The organism is Nevskia soli (assembly GCF_903970205.1).
Taxonomy (GTDB): Bacteria; Acidobacteriota; Terriglobia; order Bryobacterales; family Bryobacteraceae; genus Bog-113.
This window is the reverse complement of record NZ_CAJCHS010000001.1, coordinates 1-17,042: the sequence shown is the minus strand read 5'-3', so window position 1 is coordinate 17,042 and position 17,042 is coordinate 1. Positions and strand designations below refer to the sequence as shown.

At 57.2% G+C, this 17,042-nt stretch carries 15 protein-coding genes and 1 pseudogene; 10 read left to right on the top strand and 6 right to left on the bottom strand.

The features are described 5' to 3' along the window. From H1Y01_RS00080 to H1Y01_RS00045, 8 genes and pseudogenes are all read left to right on the top strand, one after another. A pseudogene (locus H1Y01_RS00080) lies at positions 1 to 198 on the top strand (tetratricopeptide repeat protein); the annotation flags it as partial. After that, complete coding sequence (locus H1Y01_RS00075; RefSeq protein WP_219341136.1) at positions 195 to 2,291, top strand: tetratricopeptide repeat protein; 2,097 nt, start codon at positions 195 to 197, stop codon at positions 2,289 to 2,291. The pseudogene H1Y01_RS00080 and the gene H1Y01_RS00075, both read left to right, overlap by 4 nt. After that, positions 2,291 to 2,719 (top strand): S24/S26 family peptidase, encoded by a 429-nt coding sequence (locus H1Y01_RS00070; RefSeq protein WP_180538054.1) that lies wholly within the window; start codon positions 2,291 to 2,293, stop codon positions 2,717 to 2,719. The genes H1Y01_RS00075 and H1Y01_RS00070 overlap by 1 nt, the downstream gene beginning before the upstream one ends. A 14-nt stretch (positions 2,720 to 2,733) precedes the next feature. Beyond that, positions 2,734 to 3,525 (top strand): hypothetical protein, encoded by a 792-nt coding sequence (locus H1Y01_RS00065; RefSeq protein ID WP_180538053.1) that lies wholly within the window; start codon positions 2,734 to 2,736, stop codon positions 3,523 to 3,525. Beyond that, entirely contained in the window at positions 3,522 to 3,800 is a 279-nt protein-coding gene (locus H1Y01_RS00060; RefSeq protein ID WP_180538052.1) for a PqqD family protein, read from the top strand. The genes H1Y01_RS00065 and H1Y01_RS00060 overlap by 4 nt, the downstream gene beginning before the upstream one ends. Further along, positions 3,797 to 4,879, top strand: a complete 1,083-nt coding sequence (locus H1Y01_RS00055) for a radical SAM/SPASM domain-containing protein (protein WP_180538051.1) — start codon at positions 3,797 to 3,799, stop codon at positions 4,877 to 4,879. The genes H1Y01_RS00060 and H1Y01_RS00055 overlap by 4 nt, the downstream gene beginning before the upstream one ends. Positions 4,880 to 4,892: 13 nt before the next feature. Next, a complete protein-coding gene (locus tag H1Y01_RS00050) occupies positions 4,893 to 6,041 on the top strand; it encodes a nucleotidyltransferase domain-containing protein (RefSeq protein ID WP_180538050.1) in 1,149 nt (382 codons plus the stop codon). Positions 6,042 to 6,044: 3 nt separating this feature from the next. Next, positions 6,045 to 7,088, top strand: a complete 1,044-nt coding sequence (locus H1Y01_RS00045) for a TlpA disulfide reductase family protein (RefSeq protein ID WP_180538049.1) — start codon at positions 6,045 to 6,047, stop codon at positions 7,086 to 7,088. A 227-nt stretch (positions 7,089 to 7,315) separates the two neighbouring features. On the opposite strand, the gene H1Y01_RS00040 is transcribed toward H1Y01_RS00045, so the two are convergent. Beyond that, positions 7,316 to 7,495: a hypothetical protein gene (locus H1Y01_RS00040; RefSeq protein WP_180538048.1), complete on the bottom strand. Its 180-nt coding sequence runs from the start codon at positions 7,493 to 7,495 to the stop codon at positions 7,316 to 7,318. Positions 7,496 to 7,653: 158 nt separating this feature from the next. Between H1Y01_RS00040 and H1Y01_RS00035 the strand changes: the two genes are divergently transcribed. Then, positions 7,654 to 10,191 (top strand): O-antigen ligase family protein, encoded by a 2,538-nt coding sequence (locus tag H1Y01_RS00035; RefSeq protein WP_180538047.1) that lies wholly within the window; start codon positions 7,654 to 7,656, stop codon positions 10,189 to 10,191. Here H1Y01_RS00035 and H1Y01_RS00030 read toward each other — a convergent pair. Genes H1Y01_RS00030 through H1Y01_RS00015 form a run of 4 tightly spaced genes read right to left on the bottom strand, consistent with a single transcriptional unit; the run spans position 10,166 to position 14,571 of the window. Then, entirely contained in the window at positions 10,166 to 11,167 is a 1,002-nt protein-coding gene (locus tag H1Y01_RS00030) for a CgeB family protein (RefSeq protein WP_219341135.1), read from the bottom strand. The two genes, H1Y01_RS00035 and H1Y01_RS00030, sit on opposite strands and share 26 nt — an antisense overlap. A gap of 10 nt (positions 11,168 to 11,177) precedes the next feature. Continuing rightward, positions 11,178 to 12,278: a glycosyltransferase family 2 protein gene (locus H1Y01_RS19830; RefSeq protein ID WP_180538045.1), complete on the bottom strand. Its 1,101-nt coding sequence runs from the start codon at positions 12,276 to 12,278 to the stop codon at positions 11,178 to 11,180. Continuing rightward, the gene (locus H1Y01_RS00020) at positions 12,275 to 13,411 is read right to left on the bottom strand and encodes a glycosyltransferase family protein (RefSeq protein ID WP_219341134.1); all 1,137 of its coding nucleotides are present in this window, start codon (positions 13,409 to 13,411) and stop codon (positions 12,275 to 12,277) included. The genes H1Y01_RS19830 and H1Y01_RS00020 overlap by 4 nt, the downstream gene beginning before the upstream one ends. Positions 13,412 to 13,431: 20 nt before the next feature. Next, positions 13,432 to 14,571: an acyltransferase family protein gene (locus tag H1Y01_RS00015; protein WP_180538043.1), complete on the bottom strand. Its 1,140-nt coding sequence runs from the start codon at positions 14,569 to 14,571 to the stop codon at positions 13,432 to 13,434. A 300-nt stretch (positions 14,572 to 14,871) separates the two neighbouring features. Between H1Y01_RS00015 and H1Y01_RS00010 the strand changes: the two genes are divergently transcribed. Continuing rightward, entirely contained in the window at positions 14,872 to 15,744 is an 873-nt protein-coding gene (locus H1Y01_RS00010) for a glycosyltransferase (protein WP_180538042.1), read from the top strand. Between the two features lie 353 nt (positions 15,745 to 16,097). Here H1Y01_RS00010 and H1Y01_RS19825 read toward each other — a convergent pair whose 3' ends face one another. After that, positions 16,098 to 16,622: an ECF-type sigma factor gene (locus H1Y01_RS19825; protein ID WP_180538041.1), complete on the bottom strand. Its 525-nt coding sequence runs from the start codon at positions 16,620 to 16,622 to the stop codon at positions 16,098 to 16,100. Between the last annotated feature and the right edge of the window lie 420 nt (positions 16,623 to 17,042).

The following is a 17,042-nucleotide window of genomic DNA, read 5'->3' as shown; positions in this document are numbered from 1 at the left end:
GATGCCATCACCGAATTCGAGACGGCGCTGCGCCTTGCCCCCGATGACGCGCAAGCACACAACGATCTCGGTGTCGTCCTGCTATACGTTCCCGAACGCCGCGCCGACGCTATCGCCGAATTCCGCGCCGCGCTGGCCCTAAACTCCGGTGACCCCCAAGCCCAGCGAAACCTCCAACGGGCGATGTCTCAGCCATGAACGCCTCTTCGCGTCTCCCTGTCTCCGCTCCTCCGCGGCCCCGCGTCGCAGCGGTTCCGCACCCACCTGTTGCGGTTTCCTCGCGTCCCCGTGTCTCCGTGTGGCACTGGTTTTTCATCCCCGCCGCCGTTCTCCTGGCCTATTGGCCCTCCCTCCGCGGCACTCTACTCTGGGACGATACCTCCCACGTCACCGCGCCCGCTCTTCAATCCCTCCACGGGCTCTTTCGCATCTGGTTCTCCCCCGGCGCGACCCAGCAATACTATCCTTTACTCCACACTGCCTTCTGGATCGAACACCGCATCTGGGGCAATGCCACCCTCGGCTATCACCTGGCGAACCTGCTGCAGCACGCCTTAGCTGCCTGCCTCGTAGTAGCTATCGTCCGCTTCCTCAAGCTACCCGGCGCATGGCTAGCCGGCTTAGTATTCGCCCTGCACCCGATCTGCGTCGAATCGGTAGCTTGGATCTCCGAACAGAAAAACACGCTCTCCGCTGTCTTCTGTCTGGCTTCGGCGCTGATCTATCTGAAGTTCGACCGCACGCGCCAAAGTAAGTGGTACGCTTGGGCCTCCGTACTCTTTGTGATGGCGCTGCTGACGAAGTCAGTAACAGCGATACTTCCCTTCGCGTTGTTAGTAATCCTGTGGTGGCAGCGGGGCCGCCTCAACTGGAAGCGCGATATCGGCCCGTTACTCCCCTGGACCGCACTAAGCCTCGCCGCCGGACTCTTCTCCGCCTGGGTGGAACGAACCCTAATCGGCGCGCAAGGGCCGGCCTTTTCGCTAAACGCCATCCAGCGCTTCCTTTTAGCCGGACGCGCCATCTGGTTCTACGCAGCTAAGTTACTCTGGCCCGCCAACCTGATTTTCACTTACCCGCACTGGAACCTCGATCCCAAAGCTCCCTTGCAATATCTCTATCCGCTCGGAGTCATCGCCATCCTAATTGCGCTGGCGATGATAGCTCGCCGGGGCAAACGCGGCCCGCTCGCCGCCGCCGCGATCTTTATCGTGACCCTCATCCCGGTCCTAGGCTTCGTCAACGTCTACCCGTTCCTGTTCTCTTACGTCGCCGATCATTTCCAGTACCTTGCTAGCCTGGCGCTGATCGTTCCTTTGTCTTCCACCCTGATCTCGGGTGTCAGCCGCCTCGGTAAGCCGGCAGATACCGCCGTTCCCGTCATCCTACTCGCGATCTTAGGTGTCCTCACCTGGCGTCAAAGCTTTAACTATCGCGATGCCGGAACGCTCTATCGCGCCACGCTAGCCCGAAATCCCGCTAGCTTCATGGCGCACAACAATCTGGGTATCGAACAATTGAAGCAGCCCGGCCACTTAAAGGACGCCATCGGCGAATACCAATCCGCCCTCGATCTGAAGCCGGATGACGCGGAAGCCCACAACAACCTCGGCAACGCGCTGGCTCGCGTGCCCGGTCACATGCCCGCCGCCATCAAAGAACTCGAAACCGCCATTCGTCTCGATCCGAAGCTCCCGCAAGCGCACCAGAATCTTGCGAACGCGCTAGCCCGCGATCCCAAGCGCCTTTCCGAAAGCTTCGACCAGTTCAGGATCGCAATTCAGTTGAGACCGGACGACGCCCAACTCCACAACGATTTCGGCGTCGCCTTGCTCCAGGCGCCCGGCCGCAATGCCGAAGCGGTCGCGCAGTTTCAGGATGCGGTTCGGATTCAGCCCAATAATGCACAATTCCGCATCAACCTGGGCAGCGTCCTTGCGCAAAACCCCGCCCGCCGGCCCGAAGCTCTCGATCAGTTCCACGCCGCTTTAGCCGCCCAGCCCAACAACCCCGACGCGCTCAGCGGTTTGGCGATCGCGCTGGCCCAAATGCCCGGCCGCCAGTCCGAGGCGATCGCCGAATTCCAGGCCGCCTTGAGGGCCAAGCCGAATTCCCCCGAAGCCCACAACAATCTAGGACGCGCTCTTGCCCAGATGCCGGGCCGTTTGCCCGAAGCCCTCTCCGAGTATCAGGCAGCCCTCAAAATTAAGCCTAATTATGCACAAGCCAGGGCCAACCTTGATGGATTATGCGCGCAGCATGCACAACTCTGCACAACCGGCTCTCACTAATGACTAACACCCTCAAGCTGGAGCTCGCGACCGAGGTGCTGACTTCGTTTGGAAAAATTCGCTTGCCGGTCAACGGCAGCAGTATGTTCCCCGCGATCCGCCCTGGCGATTTGCTTGAAATAAGCCGCCCGGACCGCCCAATCCGGACCGGCGAGGTCGTCGTTTTTGAGTATCATGGCCGCCTCGTTACCCATCGCATCGTCGGAAGCTACGGCGACATGCTCATCACGCGCGGCGACCGGCTCCGTTACCCCGATAGGCTCCTTCCTCGCACAGCCATTCTCGGGTTAGTCACCGCGATTGAGCGCCGCGGCCGCCTCATCTCCCCTCGTCAGACGGTATTTGCCCGAATGCTAGCGGCAGTCTTCCAACGCACGGAGTTCGGTACCCGCGCCGCCCTCTATTTTGCTAGGATGGTGCAAATTTGACTGCGTTGGCTTCAGTGGCTTTTGAAATCTCCATCAGCATCGGCGGCCTGCCGGTGGTGGTCCGCACGGATAGCTCCGAGTTCTCCGACTTACTCAAAGACCGCTACGGTAGCTTTGTCAACTCCGCGTTGGACCCGGTTTTCGAGCTCGATGTCGAACTAATCCCCTCAGTTACTACTTATGAGGATGAAGATCTGACTGTCCGCGTCGAACATGGCCGCTGGATTCTGGATCGCGGCGATTTTCACGCCGAGTGCGACCCGGTCCGCCGTCACGGTTGGGTCCGGCAAAGCTCCAATCCGTATTCGATTGACGGCGTGCTTCGCATCCTCCATTCGCTGCTGCTGGCAGAGCACGGTGGCTTGCTTGTTCACGCCGCAAGCGCTGTCCGTAACGGCAAAGCGTTCTTGTTTTCCGGTGTGTCCGGCGCCGGCAAAACCACCATCTCGCGGCTAGCTCCTCCCGATGCCCAGGTACTTACAGACGAAATTTCTTACGTCCGCAGAACCAAGAGCGGGTATGAAGCCTGCGGAACCCCGTTCGCCGGCGAACTAGCCCGTATCGGAGTGAACCTATCCGCGCCGCTCGAAGCGCTTTACTTCCTGGTTCAAGGTCCCGAGAATCGCATCGAACCGATCCAGCCGGTCGAAGCGGCCCGCAAGCTTCTCCGTAACATCCTTTTCTTTGCTCACGACGAAGCCTTGGTGCGGATGGTTTTTCAGTCCGCGCTCGATTTCGCCAATACCGTTCCAGTTAGTAAGTTGATCTTTACGCCTGATAATCGCGTTTGGGAGTTAATTCGATGAACGTCTATCCAGCCCGCAGTAACCAGATCGCCGCCCGAATGCTAGGCGACGAGATGATGATCATGTCTCCGCGCGATGCTACTCTTTTTAGCCTCAACGAAGCGGGAGCGCTAATCTGGCAGTCCGCCGACGGGCACACGCCGGTTTCCGAGATCGTCCAGCGCGTCTGTCAGGAGTTCGATGTTGAACCCGATGAGGCTCGCGCGGATGTCGAAAGCTTTCTAAGTGAACTCGCCGGGCACCGCATCCTGAACTTCACTGAAGAAGCCCAATGAGCGCTTTACTGCAATCCATGAATAGCCGCGCGGCGAGCTTGAACATCCCGCTTGGCGTTCAGTTGGATGTTACTTACCGCTGCAATGAGCGATGCGTGCATTGCTACCTGGATCATGACGATCACGGTGAGATGACGCTAGAGGAGATCCGCGGCGTACTGGACCAGCTCGCCGCCGCCGGTACCTTCTTCCTGACTCTTAGCGGCGGCGAAGTGCTGATGCGCCGTGACTTCTTCGATATCCTCGAGCACGCTCGTAAACATCTCTTCTGCGTCCGCATCAAGACCAATGCCTGCATGATCGGCGAGAAGCAGGCCGACCGTCTCCGTGATCTCGGTGTCGAATCCATTCAGGTGAGTATCTATTCGCATCGCCCGGAAGTTCATGATGCTATTACGAAGCTTCCCGGATCGCTCAAGCGCTCTATCGAAGCGATTCGGCGTTTGAAGGCGCGCGGCGTCAAAGTTATCATCGCCAACGTCCTAATGGCTCAGAATTTCGGAGACTATCCCGGCGTCCGCCTCCTGGCGCGTGAACTGGGCGTGGAATCGACCATCGATCCTACCATTACTCCTAAGATGGATGGCGACCGTTCGATCCTCGGGCTCGGCATCGGCATCGGCGAACTAAAGGCCGTGATGCACGATGAAACGCTGGTTGGGGACATCGCCGAATTTTGCGCTCCGCCGCCGCCGGTCGATAGCGATGTCCTCGACGAACTCCCCTGCAGTGCGAGTCACACATACTGTTACATTTCCCCCTACGGCGACGTTTTCCCGTGCGTGCAGTTCCCATTACCTACCGGTAATGTCCGTCAGCAGGCTTTCCTCGATATCTGGCGCTACTCCCCGGCGATGAATGATGTCCGTTCCATTCGCCCCCGCGAGCTTCCGGTTTGTTCCACCTGCTCGCACGTCGGCGGATGCACCCGCTGTCCCGGGTTGGCTTACATGGCTGGAGATATGCGCGGTCCCTCCGTTCAGGACTGCGAAAAGTCTTACGCCCGCACCGGCATCCCTTCGGCCAACATGATGCTCCGCGCCGCTGTTCGTCACGACCTGGTACAGATTCATCTCTAGTTTCAACTTAGGAATGCCGAAGCTTCTAACCACCCGTCCCGAAGACGAGTTCGTTTTGCGCTGCGCCCGCGAGTTCGTGGGCTGCCCTGACGTGAGCTGCGCGCAAGCTCCTGTCGGCGATCTTGACTGGCAGTACGTGCGAAACTGCGCCGCCGCGCACCGGGTCAGCCCCAGTCTAAATAGACTCGCCGAGGTCGGCGCGCACAAAGCCGATACGCGTCAAAGAGTACGCTGGAATCTTCTTCTTACACGTGAGCTACTAAAGGTACTCGAAGTACTCGACCGCAGCGGGATAGAAGCTATCCCTTTCAAAGGTCCCCTGCTGTCCTCGATTCTATACGCCGACGCGACCGTTCGTGAGTCTTGCGATCTGGATATCCTCGTGCGGCCGGAAGACGCCCATCGCGCGGGTAAGGCCTTGGTCGCGGCGGGATACCCGACCGATCTACCTTCCGATAGCTATCAACGCGCTGCCTATCTTCGGTCCCGCTACGAGCTGCACTTCACCAGTCCATCAAGTAGGATCCCGATTGAAATCCACCAATCGTTCCTCCCGTCTTCCTATTGCCTGCCTCTGGACTATGAAGCGATCTGGCGGCGCGCCGAACGAGTTCCTTTCTTTGGCCGCGATGTCCTCAGTCTCTCAACCGCCGATCTGTTGTTGATGCTCTGCATTCACGGCGCGAAACACTCATGGGCCGAACTGATCTACGTCTGCGACATTTCGCGTTTGCTGGTAAAGCACGGAAACGAAATCAATTGGCCTGAACTCTCGAAGCAAGCCGGCGCGAGCGGCGCACTCCGAATTCTCCGCGTAGGCCTGTTGCTGGCATCTGACGTATTGGACGTACCCCTTCCCGCTGCTTTTCTTAAAGAAGCCCGCGCCGATGCCCCCGCAATTCGGATCAGTCGTCAAGCCAGCCGTTCTTTGTTTAACCGCCAAGACGAAGTAAGCGCATTCACCCAATATCGATTATTCCTCCGGACCCGGGAACGCCTTCGCGACCGGCTGACTTCAATCGCGCGTTTGATCTGGAGCCCAAACGAGGAAGATTACTCGCTGCTGCGCCTTCCCGCGTTGCTGTCGTCCCTCTACTTCCCGATCCACGCCATTCGCGTGGCCGGAAAATACGGCTGCCAAATGTTGCGAGGCAATAACTAAGCTATGTTTGTCGATTCACTCCTGATACTCATTCTCGCCAGCTTCTGGGGGGGCATCTATCTGCTCCTGAAGCAACAAGGCCGCATTCTCATACGCCTCGATGCCATCGAAGCCGTCGCTACCTATCCGCAAGGACACGCAATCGCCCAGCCGGGTCTTCCCCTGGGCGAAGTCTTCCCACCCTTCCAGCTAACTAGCCTGGAGGGCAAGGAAGTCGCGCTGGAAGACTATCGCGGGCAGCACGTTCTTCTAGTCAATTGGAATCCGGCCTGCGGTTACTGCGAGCTACTTGCGCCTGACCTGGCGGCCCTTCCGATAGATAACGACGCACTTCAAATCGTGCTCCTTGCTCACGGAAGCGCGGAAGCAAACCGAAGCTTAGTGGCGGACCAGAAACTGAACTGGCCTGTGCTCTTGATGCCGGACGCGACTCAGATACCGAAGCCTTTCGAAACCCCGGGCACACCCGCGGCCTATCTTCTCGACGTTGAAGGACGTGTTGCCTCGCCTTTGACGGTGGGCGCTGACGCGATCACGGAGTTGATCCAACGGTTCAGGCCGGCTTCCGGCCGCGCCCTGCCGGGGAGTCAGCCGCTCGCTCAGAGCCGGATTATGCGCGATGGGCTCAAAGCCGGTACGCCCGCGCCGTCCTTCAAGCTTCCCGATCTGGAAGGACGCATGGTCTCCCTCGAAGATTTCCGCCACAAGCCACTCTTGCTTGTGTTTAGCGATCCGCATTGCGGTCCGTGCGACGAGCTAGCTCCCCAATTGGCAAGTCTGCATCGCGCACATGCTAACAACGGCCTCGGCTTCGTGATGGTTGGCCGGGGCGACGCCGCGGAGAATCGGCGCAAAGCGGAAGAGCACAGAATCAGTTTCCCCGTAGTACTGCAGGATAAGTGGAAGCTTTCCAAAGAGTACGGGATATTCACCACCCCCGTCGCGTTCCTAATCGGCGAAGACGGCCTCATCCGGAAGGATGTCGCAGTTGGCGTCGACGCGATCAAAATATTAGCCCAAGACGCTTTACAACAACGAAAGGACTAAGACAGTATGAGCTTCTTTCTCGACGATATTTCCCGCATTCTGGCAAGCCCCATGCCAAGGCGCAACGCGCTGAAACTTGCCGGCGCGGTTTTCGCCGGTGGCGTTCTCGGCAAGACTACCGGACTCTACGCGGCTCAGGGTCCCCCGTGCAGTAATTTGCAAACCGCCTGCGGAACCACCTGCTGCACTACCGCAACGGAGAAATGCTGTACCTACGGCGCTTCCACTCACTGCATCAGCAAAGCCAAAATCTGCTGCGGAACGGCTTCCTGCTTGGCGACGCAGATATGTTGCAGAAGTACTGCGAGCCCGTTCTGCGCTGCGGCCGGCAGTGTGTGCTGCGGCACCATCGCGTGCAGTTCCGGAGAGACTTGTTGTGCTAGCGGTGTTTGCTGCCCGAAAGGCACAGTCTGCTACAAAGCTCGATGCTACGCTTCGAAGGCTTGACCTTACCGGTCTCCCGCTAAGCGCTGGTCAAACTTGAATGCGGGTTTCCAGCCGGCTCGTTCCGGCGCCTAGGAGAGTTCTCAGCGCGGGCCCGGAAGTTCCGGGACCCGCTTCATTCTTGGACTGGCCGGCGCTGCGGGTCTGTTGCGTTTTCGGAGTTCTTGGTCTTACCCTGGCCTTCGCCGTCTTTCGGTCAGGCGCGACCGCCCTCCTCGACTGGAATCTCTCGCTCGCCGGTATTGGGGTCGCGTCGCTTGTCTATTGGTTGTCCGGTGGGTCCGCGAACCTTTCTCCCAGTCGAATCGGGCAATTTGCCCCGTTACTCCCGCTTGGATATGTGGCCCTGCAGCTATTGCCGCTGCCGGCGGCAATCCTACCGGCAGTCTCTCCAGGGTACGGCGCCGTTCTCGGTGCTCTGAAGAGCGTCGGGCTTGCCCCCGCCTTCTCCCCTCTCGCGCTGGACCCTTCCGTAACGTTCGCGCACCTCCTTCGCCTTCTCGGATATCTGCTTGTCTTTCTGCTTATCCGGGAACTTACCGCGCGATCGCTGAGCCGGAATGCCTGGCTCACGGCAATCCCCCTGATTTGTATCGCCACGGCGGAAGCGTTTCTGGCGATAACTCAAAGCCTGCAGGGCGCTGAAGCCACGGGGACTTACGTCAATCGAAACCATCTAGCCGGGCTAATCGAGATGGCGCTTCCGTTTGCCGCCATGGGGATACTCTCCGCCGCTACTTTGGGCGCCGATAGTGTTCGTTGGGTCCGCTTTGGCGGGGCAGGCGCCCTTTGCGTCGCTTTAGCAGCCATGCTATTGGCCCTGGTCGATTGCCAGTCGAAGATGGGGTTGATATCGGGACTTGCCGGACTCCTTGTTGCGGGTAGTCTATGGTCACTGTTAAGTCTTAAGAGATCGAGACGCTGGCTTGCCATAGGTGCCATTGCCTCCCTCTGCCTCGTATGCCTGGTGTTTCTTCCGTCTGATGAATTGGTAGCGCGGTTCGGTCGGGTCCTCACCTCTTCGCAGAACGCGGGCGAAGGACGCTGGCCAATCTGGATAGATACTACTCATCTGATCGCAGCCTTCCCGGTTTTCGGAGCCGGCTTAGGTAACTACGGCACGGCATTCTTGCGATATCAGACTAGTGTTATTGAACGGACCTTCATCTACGCTCATAACGACTACCTTCAGCTCCTCGCTGAACTGGGGATCGTTGGGTTCCTGATCCTTGCGGCTGTGACTACACCGATTGCGCTGCGGCCGTTCCGTGCGGCCCCTCGCAACGGACACCGGAATCGATACCTGGCATGCGCCTGCGCCGGTGCATTCAGTGCTATCGCGCTTCACAGCCTATCTGATTTCAACCTATATATTCCAGCTAACGCGGTAGTATTCGCGTGGATTCTTGGTATCTCCGCCGGCTTGCCGCTCGCCTCCCTTTGTCTCCTTCCACGCTCCCGCTTCCGTACTCTATTCCCGCAAATCGCAGCCGTTACCCTCAGTATTATCGCCGTACTCTGCGCGTCCTTGTGGATCGTGTCCGAAACCGACTATGCGGCGAATCCGCGCGCCCATGCGGTCTTCTGCGGGTTGGGTCTCTGTGACGCTGGAGCAGCCGCCTTTACGATCAGTGACCGTGAACGCGCCGTGCGCGCAAACCCTGCCTCTCCTTTCGAGTGGTGCGACTTAGGCGAGAGTTTCGCTGCCTCCGGCCGCCGAAAGGAGGCGCAGTCTAGCTATTCGAGCGCACTTGAATTTGGGCCATTCGTCCCACCAGTCCTAATCCGCGTCGCCTCTTTCGAAGCTGACCGGGGAAGCGCCGAAATGGCGATCGGCCTGACCGCGCGACTTCTCTCCAAAACGGCAACCTACGATTCACCGATATTCGACTGGTACATCTCGCATCGCATTCCAGCCGCACGCGTCATTGCGAGCGGACTGGCTGGAAACAGCAGATCGGCCGGCGCTTACATGCGCTATCTATTAGGCGCCGGTGAATTCGATGAAGCGTTAACCTTGTGGAAGTGGATGATTGGGCGGTCATATGCCGATAATCGCCTCGCCCGTGACTACACGGCGGTTCTCTGGAACAACGCCGATTACGCAAAGGCCGCGCATGCCTGGAAGAGCTACCTTGGTCCGAACTCCGATGGCTATCTTGCCACCAACTGGATCTACAACGGCGGCTTCGAAACAGAACCAGCTGGACCTATACTGGATTGGGAGATCCAACCTCGCGACGACGTCGAAGTTACCGAAGACGCTACCGTAGCCCATACTGGTAATCGATCGTTGCGCCTACGATTCGACGGCAAGAAAAACGTCGACTATCAGCAGGTTCGGCAGGAAGCCTTTGTTCCACCCGGAACTTATCGATTTGAAGCGTATGTTCGTGCGGCAAAGCTAACCACTGACGAGGGGATTCGCTTTCGGATATTCGACCCCGAAGGCCCCCATCGCCTCGACTTACTAACGGACGGGGTGACCGGCACGCAGCCGTGGACGAAGATCACGCGGGAGATCGTTGTCCCTGGCGAAACCAGGGTGCTAGAAATTCGCGTCGTTCGGAAGCCATCCTTGCGCTTCGACTCAAACCTCGCCGGGACGGCTTGGATTGACAGCCTTGCCCTTTCTAAGGCCGGGCTGCAATCTCGTTGAGAATGGTCTCCAGGCGATCCCGGTAGGTATGACGACCAGCCGTGATTACAGCGTGAGCTGCCTCGGCTAGACGCTTGCGCTCGGCATCGTTTTGCACCAGCCATTGCGCCTTGCTCACCATTTCGGAAATCTCGCTGAAGTAAAGAACGGTCCGTCCTTCGGGACCGAAGAGCTTGCGGTGGTCATCGGTATCTTCCACAAGCATGCAGCAGCCGACCGCGGGTAGTTCGAAAGTCCGCATACAGTGCTCGTCCCGATTGGCCCGGCGGACGAGGCATAAGCCTACTTTTGCCGCGGCTATCGCATGGGGTAACTCCTCGACCGTAAGCCGCCCGCGCGCGATGTCGCGGGTTTCCGCAAACCGCTCCCAGTAACTGCCGTACACCCCGACGCTTAGTCCTCCGCTACGCAACGCGGCGATATAAGGGACACGATCATGATCCGCCCCGCCCGCGAAAAAGACGTCACTCGCGTAATTCGCCGTTCCCCCATAAGTACGGGGCGCGTGAAACAGTTCGGGGTCTAATCCGAACGGTAGATCGATTACTCTCGCCTTGGTGTGCGACTCAAGGTCTGCTCGGGCAAGCTGACGCGGATTGAATACGAAATCGTACTGCTTCAGTGCTCGCAAAAACCACGAACTGCGGGCCGATTCACTCCACGGATCGTCAGTCAAAAAGCTGCAACGTTTGATCCCTATCTTCCCAATGGCGCTAAGTGTGGAGGCGTCAATCGGCGCCATCCCGGTAGTCAGCAGAACTCGCGGACTCACTTCGCGGCAAGTATCCAACACCGCCTTGCTGAAGCGGCGCAAAGCAACCGGCCGACGTCCCAACAGATGCCAGAAGACCTTTCGATAGATCGGAGGCCCGCTCATCGCATCGTTCGCGTTGAGAAAGACATAATCCAGATGTAAGCTACGAGCCGCTCGTTCGAAACTCTCGCCGACATTACTGCCGCCGCGATTCCCGATCATCAGAAGGTCTTTACAAACCATGAAACGACGCGAGAGGAGATCTGAAGAGCTGCTTTCCGAAACGACGTAGTTCGGGTACACTGCGGAAGAACAGAGCCTGCGGCAGAATTAGCCCCGCGGCGCTAACCACGCCGTAAAGACAAGTTAAGACAGACCGCGCAAAGAAAGGCGGGCGGTAATCCCGAAATAGATTACGAGGCCGCATCCCAATGCAGATGCCGGCTGAGTACCGCCACGACTGCACACGGCGATACTCTAAAATCCAAAATGGGTAAGTGAAACACAATATCTGCCCGAACACAGACATCGCTAGACGCGTCCGGCGCCCCCGTGAGTATGGATCTATGGCACTGCAAACTAGCCCGGCGATACGCGTAAAAGGTAGACTGCGTTCTTTAATTGGGCAGGGATTTTCAACGGGCTTTGTAGCATAGCTGTCTACAGTCTGTCCTTCTAGCGCGATACCTTTGCGGACCGCTATCTCGTCGACCTCGAGAAGATCAAATCCTTCCGCAAGAATGCGGGACGCGATGTACATCTGGTACATCTCGCTGCCATCCCACGCGTTCGTCGCATGAGCAAGCGCCCGATCGCGCCGAAGCACAATCCCGCTCACGAAACTGAAATTTCGAAAGACTCGAGCGGCGAGATCTGCGCTGCCCTTGGTGGTTTGGGTCCGAGTGACTCGTCTGTATTGTGTGGGCTCAGCGTACTCCTCGTAGTTCGCCAAGACGACACCTGTATCAGGCTGCCGTTCAAGCCGCCGTTTCAGGCGCTCCAGAACACCGGTGTCTTTCAGACAATCGTCGTTGCCCATCAAGAGGCAGTAACGGCCCCGCGCTAACCCGAGCGCTGCTCTCAGATTCCGGTCATATCTCCCGTTCATCTCTTGCTGACGATAAGTAAAGGTCAACCCAAGTTCTTCGAGACTGGAGATAATCTCCTGGTGCCGACCTTCCGGTGAGCAATCGTCGGAGATACAGAGCTCGAAATCCTTGCAAATTTGCTGGGACAATACCCGGCACGCTTCTATCAGAAATGGCGTCCGGTTGTACTGCGGAATGCAAATCGAGAAGAAAGGAATGTCAGGCTCCCTTGGATGGGGACTCACGCGCGTTCAGCCTCCATTGCCTCGTAGACGCGCCCGAATTGCGTCTCATAGTTCCACTCGGCTGCTATGCGCCGGCGTCCCCTCTCACCCATCGCGCGCAGGCTATGCGGATCGCTGACGTACTTGCCCAGAGCTTCCACGATACTTGTCGCGTTGTTCGGATTGCAGGCTAGCGCATAGCCGGGGTCAACGAAAAATGACCGCCAGTCAGCGAGATCGGAAACCAGCAGGGCCAAGCCGCACGCTAGATAGTCGAACGCCTTGTTCGACGCTCCTGTCATCGCGCGCATATTAATGTCGTCTGTTGTCATCGGCATTAGGCTGAGTCCGATATCCGACTTACGGGCATAACCGAAGAGCTTAGAACGCGGCATCGATCCCAGAAGCTCCACTCGGTCCGAAATCTTAAGTTCGTGGGCCTTTTCGCGGAGTATAGCACCGTAACCGCAGCTTCCGATCGTTTCGTAACCGATTACCCGCAATTTAACATTGTCAGGAAGACTCGCCAGGCTGACGAGAACCGTGATAGGCAAACGTTCCGGAACGAGCGACCCATGATAGAGGATGTATATATCGCCGCTTGAATCTACCGGGCGGGCCGGGGCAATCTCATCCCGCCGCGGACAGTTCCAGACACACTTTATGTCCCGTTCCGTTCCGGTCTCCAGCCGAAAGGACTCGATCCGTTGCTCGTTCGGTAACACGTTCAGGTATGCCTTTCGCGCAATCGCTGTCCTGCTGCGCATCACAAGGGCGCTCGCGCCATCGCGCTTACCCGGCGCATCATGCTCGTGGTAGATGGTCCGAAGCCCGGGTATCCAGCTAACTAGCCTCGCCACGGGACAAGCAAGCGCGTCCGATACATAGATCCACTTGGGCCGCCAGCCGATGATCCAGACTACTATCCAGGAACAGAAGACAAGATAGTGAAGTTTCTGCAACGGGCCGGGGCCGCGAAACGCCAACAGCCGAACGGTAATATCGCGGTGTGACGCGAACTGAATCTCAGGCGCGCCCCACGCGCCAACACCGAGGAACATAACTTCCCATCCGCGCTCCGCGAAGAACCGGGAGCTGTGTTCAAGCGGCGGATAGAGCGCCGGGTCGGTATATTGAATGTAAAGGATCCGCAAAGCTAGGCAGAACGCACATTTTAGCAATTTTCAAAACTATTCTCAAGAGAGCCGGATGGTCTTTCAGTAATTTGATCCGTTCTACTCGGACGCCTCAAAAACCCAGTGGGATGCAAGCGCTTCCGCATGCCCGCCAGCGGCCGCTCGACAAAAAAGTAAGATACGAACGCACAGCCGAACGATGCCGCGACGTTGATCAGGAATGTTTGCCTCAGATCCGTGGGATTCATAAAAATCTGTTGCCATAAGTAGAGCGAGTAACTCAGACGTCCGATAAACGTGACGCCTTGGTTATTAAGAATCCTGCCTGCGAATCCACCCGGAAACTCTGTATGGCGGACCAGCGCGTAGCAGATACACACATTTAGCGCGATCTCGGTAAACCCCAAATGAACACGAGGGTGATTTCTTCCCAAGTCGAGGAGCAATACAAGAGGAATTACGAGATCTCCGGAGGGGGTCCCGAACCATTTAAAGAATGGTTGGCGTCGGAGCCACGGCAGAATTCCCGCTAGGACGCAGCCCGCCGCTATGCCGTTCTCGACAAACGGGAAGAACATTGTTATGGAACCTCCGATGTGCGGGTTAGTCAGATAGACGCCGAAGCAGGTAAGAGGGCCGAAGACGGCCACAAAGAACGCGATCCACAAGGCTTGCCGCAGTCCCCGGAGCTTGATGAGGAACGGCCACACAAGGTAGAATTGCTCCTCGACCGAGAGGGACCAGAGGTGGTTAGTCACCCAGAGAGAAAGGGGCGCATAATTCATCGTATACGTCGCCGCAAGCAAGAATTTCAATGGCGGTACGTGCAAGATACCGATCCAGGTAGCTAGCGCAAGAACAGCTATATATAGATAGAGCGGTGGAAAGATTCGTAAAGTTCTTCGAGCGTAGAATAGACCCAGCGAAATGCTCCCTGTCGCGGTCTGCTCGCCGATTAGAAGCGAGGTGATAAGAAACCCTGAAATAACAAAAAAAATCTGGACCCCGAGTGATCCATGGTCCGCCACTGCCTGTGGAATCCACGAGGGGAACCCGTGCGTACCCTGGGCATGAGCAAAGATAACAAGCAGGATCGAAAATGCGCGCAGCCCGTCAAGCGATGGTATGGTTCGCGCGCTTCCCGCCCGTTCCAGATCTTGATTCGCGACTTGTTCCATGCCTGACCGTTAAGGGTACATTTTCGCACGCCTCGCCTCCGTCGCATCGGTACTGTTGACCGCCATTGACAGTCCCTTACGACTCGCATTCCGAAAACCCTCGCATTGGCTTCCGATACTGAGTCGCGGGTTCGTGAACTGCTTCCTGTAGAATCGCCTGCGCCGTGAGCAAATTAACCCTTGAACGACTTAGAACACAATGTTGACATCATCACCGATGTTTCGGAATAATGGAAAGCGTTCGATAGTACCTGAGCGCAGGGTCACAGACCTTACTTTGAGCGGACTTCAACGTGGTGTATGGCGCAAGTCGCTATAATCCTTCCTGTATTCAACGGGGCGAACTATCTCCGAGAAGCAATTCTGTCAATCTATAGTCAAACCTTCATCGATTGGCGTCTCTATGTGGTCGATGATAGTAGCTCTGACGAATCATGGGGCCTAATCGCCTCATTACCGCATGCTCAGCGAGTCGTCGCGCAGAATGACAGGAACATTGGTCTTTACGCGACATTGGCTCAGACCATGAGATCGATTCAGGAAGAATGGGTTGGAATCGTTATGCAGGACGACCGGGCGAAGCCAAACTGGCTTGAGACTGCGATGGAGTTAGCGTACAGGCATCCGGCCATAGATGCTTTATGGGCGAACGAAGATATTATTGACGCTCAAGGGAATCGAACGCGAAGTGGTCTAGACACAGCGAGAATCGAGGTAATTCAACCCGGCTGTCCCTCCTGGTACAGCGTTTTGCAGCGGGGTTGCATTTGGCAAATCAGTGGCTCCCTTACAAGAACCCGGGTTTTTAAAGCCATTCCTTTTGATTCAAGCCTTCCGCACTGCGGTGATTACGACTGGCTCTTACGGGCGATTCGAAAGATACGATTTCTATATTACGAGCGGCCGCTGATTGATCTCCGCTCGCATTCCGGCCAGGCGAGCGCGGGCAATCTCGCCCGCGGGCAGGACGTCGCAGAGTCCTATTTCGTTTTGAGAAAAAACTTGGAAAGGCACGGAGACGATCTGGGTCTGCGCGCAAGGCTGGCTTTGTCTTTTGATCGCACTTGGCTGGTTGCGATTCGGATGGGAGGCGCGTTACTACACGGGCGTTTTAGGCTTGCCGCGCGGTTGTCCACTTTCATTCCTCGCTTTCTGATGTTATGGCGATTGTAAGATGGGAGCGGCAAGGGGGTCTACGACCGGCAACAGTCCGCGCCCTCACGGGACCCGGAACTGACACTGGCGCGAATTCTTCGGTGACGATATTGATATCGACTGATTGCCGATAACGTTCATGCCGCGTTCATTGGTCGAATACGATGCCGCCGCTTCCAGCTTTCAGTAAAGGGAGATTGCGTTGCGGTTAGACCGCGCCTCTCCGCAGCGTGGTTCGCAGAATCGTGGTTCAAACCCGCTTGCGACGTTGACACCCCCTCAACTCTTCTCGTCGGGTAGAGTTCGGCAAACGGCTTGCCAGAAGTTCGAGCGCCTCCGCTCGCGGTCAGATGGCCGGCTCCAACCCACCCTCAGCTCGCGCGTTTGTTCTGTCGATGATTCGAAGGCTCCGGATAGATTCGCCTACGCGCGACACGGAGGTCTCGCTTCACAGTCCGAACGGATACGGTTAGTTCATTCGCTATCTCGTGAATGCGTGCTTCCTGAAAAACGCGTTTGCTCAAGACAATGCCCGCACGCTTGTTGAACCGTGCGAAATTCTGTAGCGCCTCCCGGACCTCAAACATCTCCCAATGAAATTCTCTGGATTCCAACACCACAGACTCCAGTGGGACGACTTGCCAACCTTCTGACCACTTCCGCGTCCTGGACCGTCTTAGGTGATCGAGCAGCGCCCGCTTGATGAGCCGGACGACTAGAGCCGTGAAGTGGTGGAGATCGAAGCAAAGGATTGGTTTAGCGCTCCCGGATAGACGCAGCAGTGCATCGTGCAATAAGTCACCGGCAGACATTGTCGCTCGCAATTCTTGTGATGCCAGAATCGAAACGGCAACGCCGTGGAGTTGCGCGTAGACCTCGTCATTCAGGAAGGTCATCGCCGGGCGCGGCGATACGGAATCAACGGCTCGCGGGCCGGCAGAGTGTTCTTGCGTGACCGATGCGACTCCTATAGGTAAAAGGGCCGCTGCTCGGACTGGGCTGGCATGGTCAAACAGGAATGGGTTCTCCATCCGATGCCCCTCCTAACTTGGGATGTAATTCCATCCGTTTCATCGAAAAGGAGAGAGCGTTCCACGAACCGTTGTCTTCAAACGGCTTGCAGCGCTGAAGATGAACAACTTAGCGATAGGCCAATGCGCTCGATGGGCCGTTATTTTAGATACAAAGGTGAAAGTAGCTAACCAAAAAGTGAAGCGCGCGGGTGTCTGTACCCGAAAATGATCCACCGGTCCATCACCAAGCTATCCGCGTCAGGGAAGTTGAGCGGATCTGGCTGGGTTTACCAGGGGATTTCG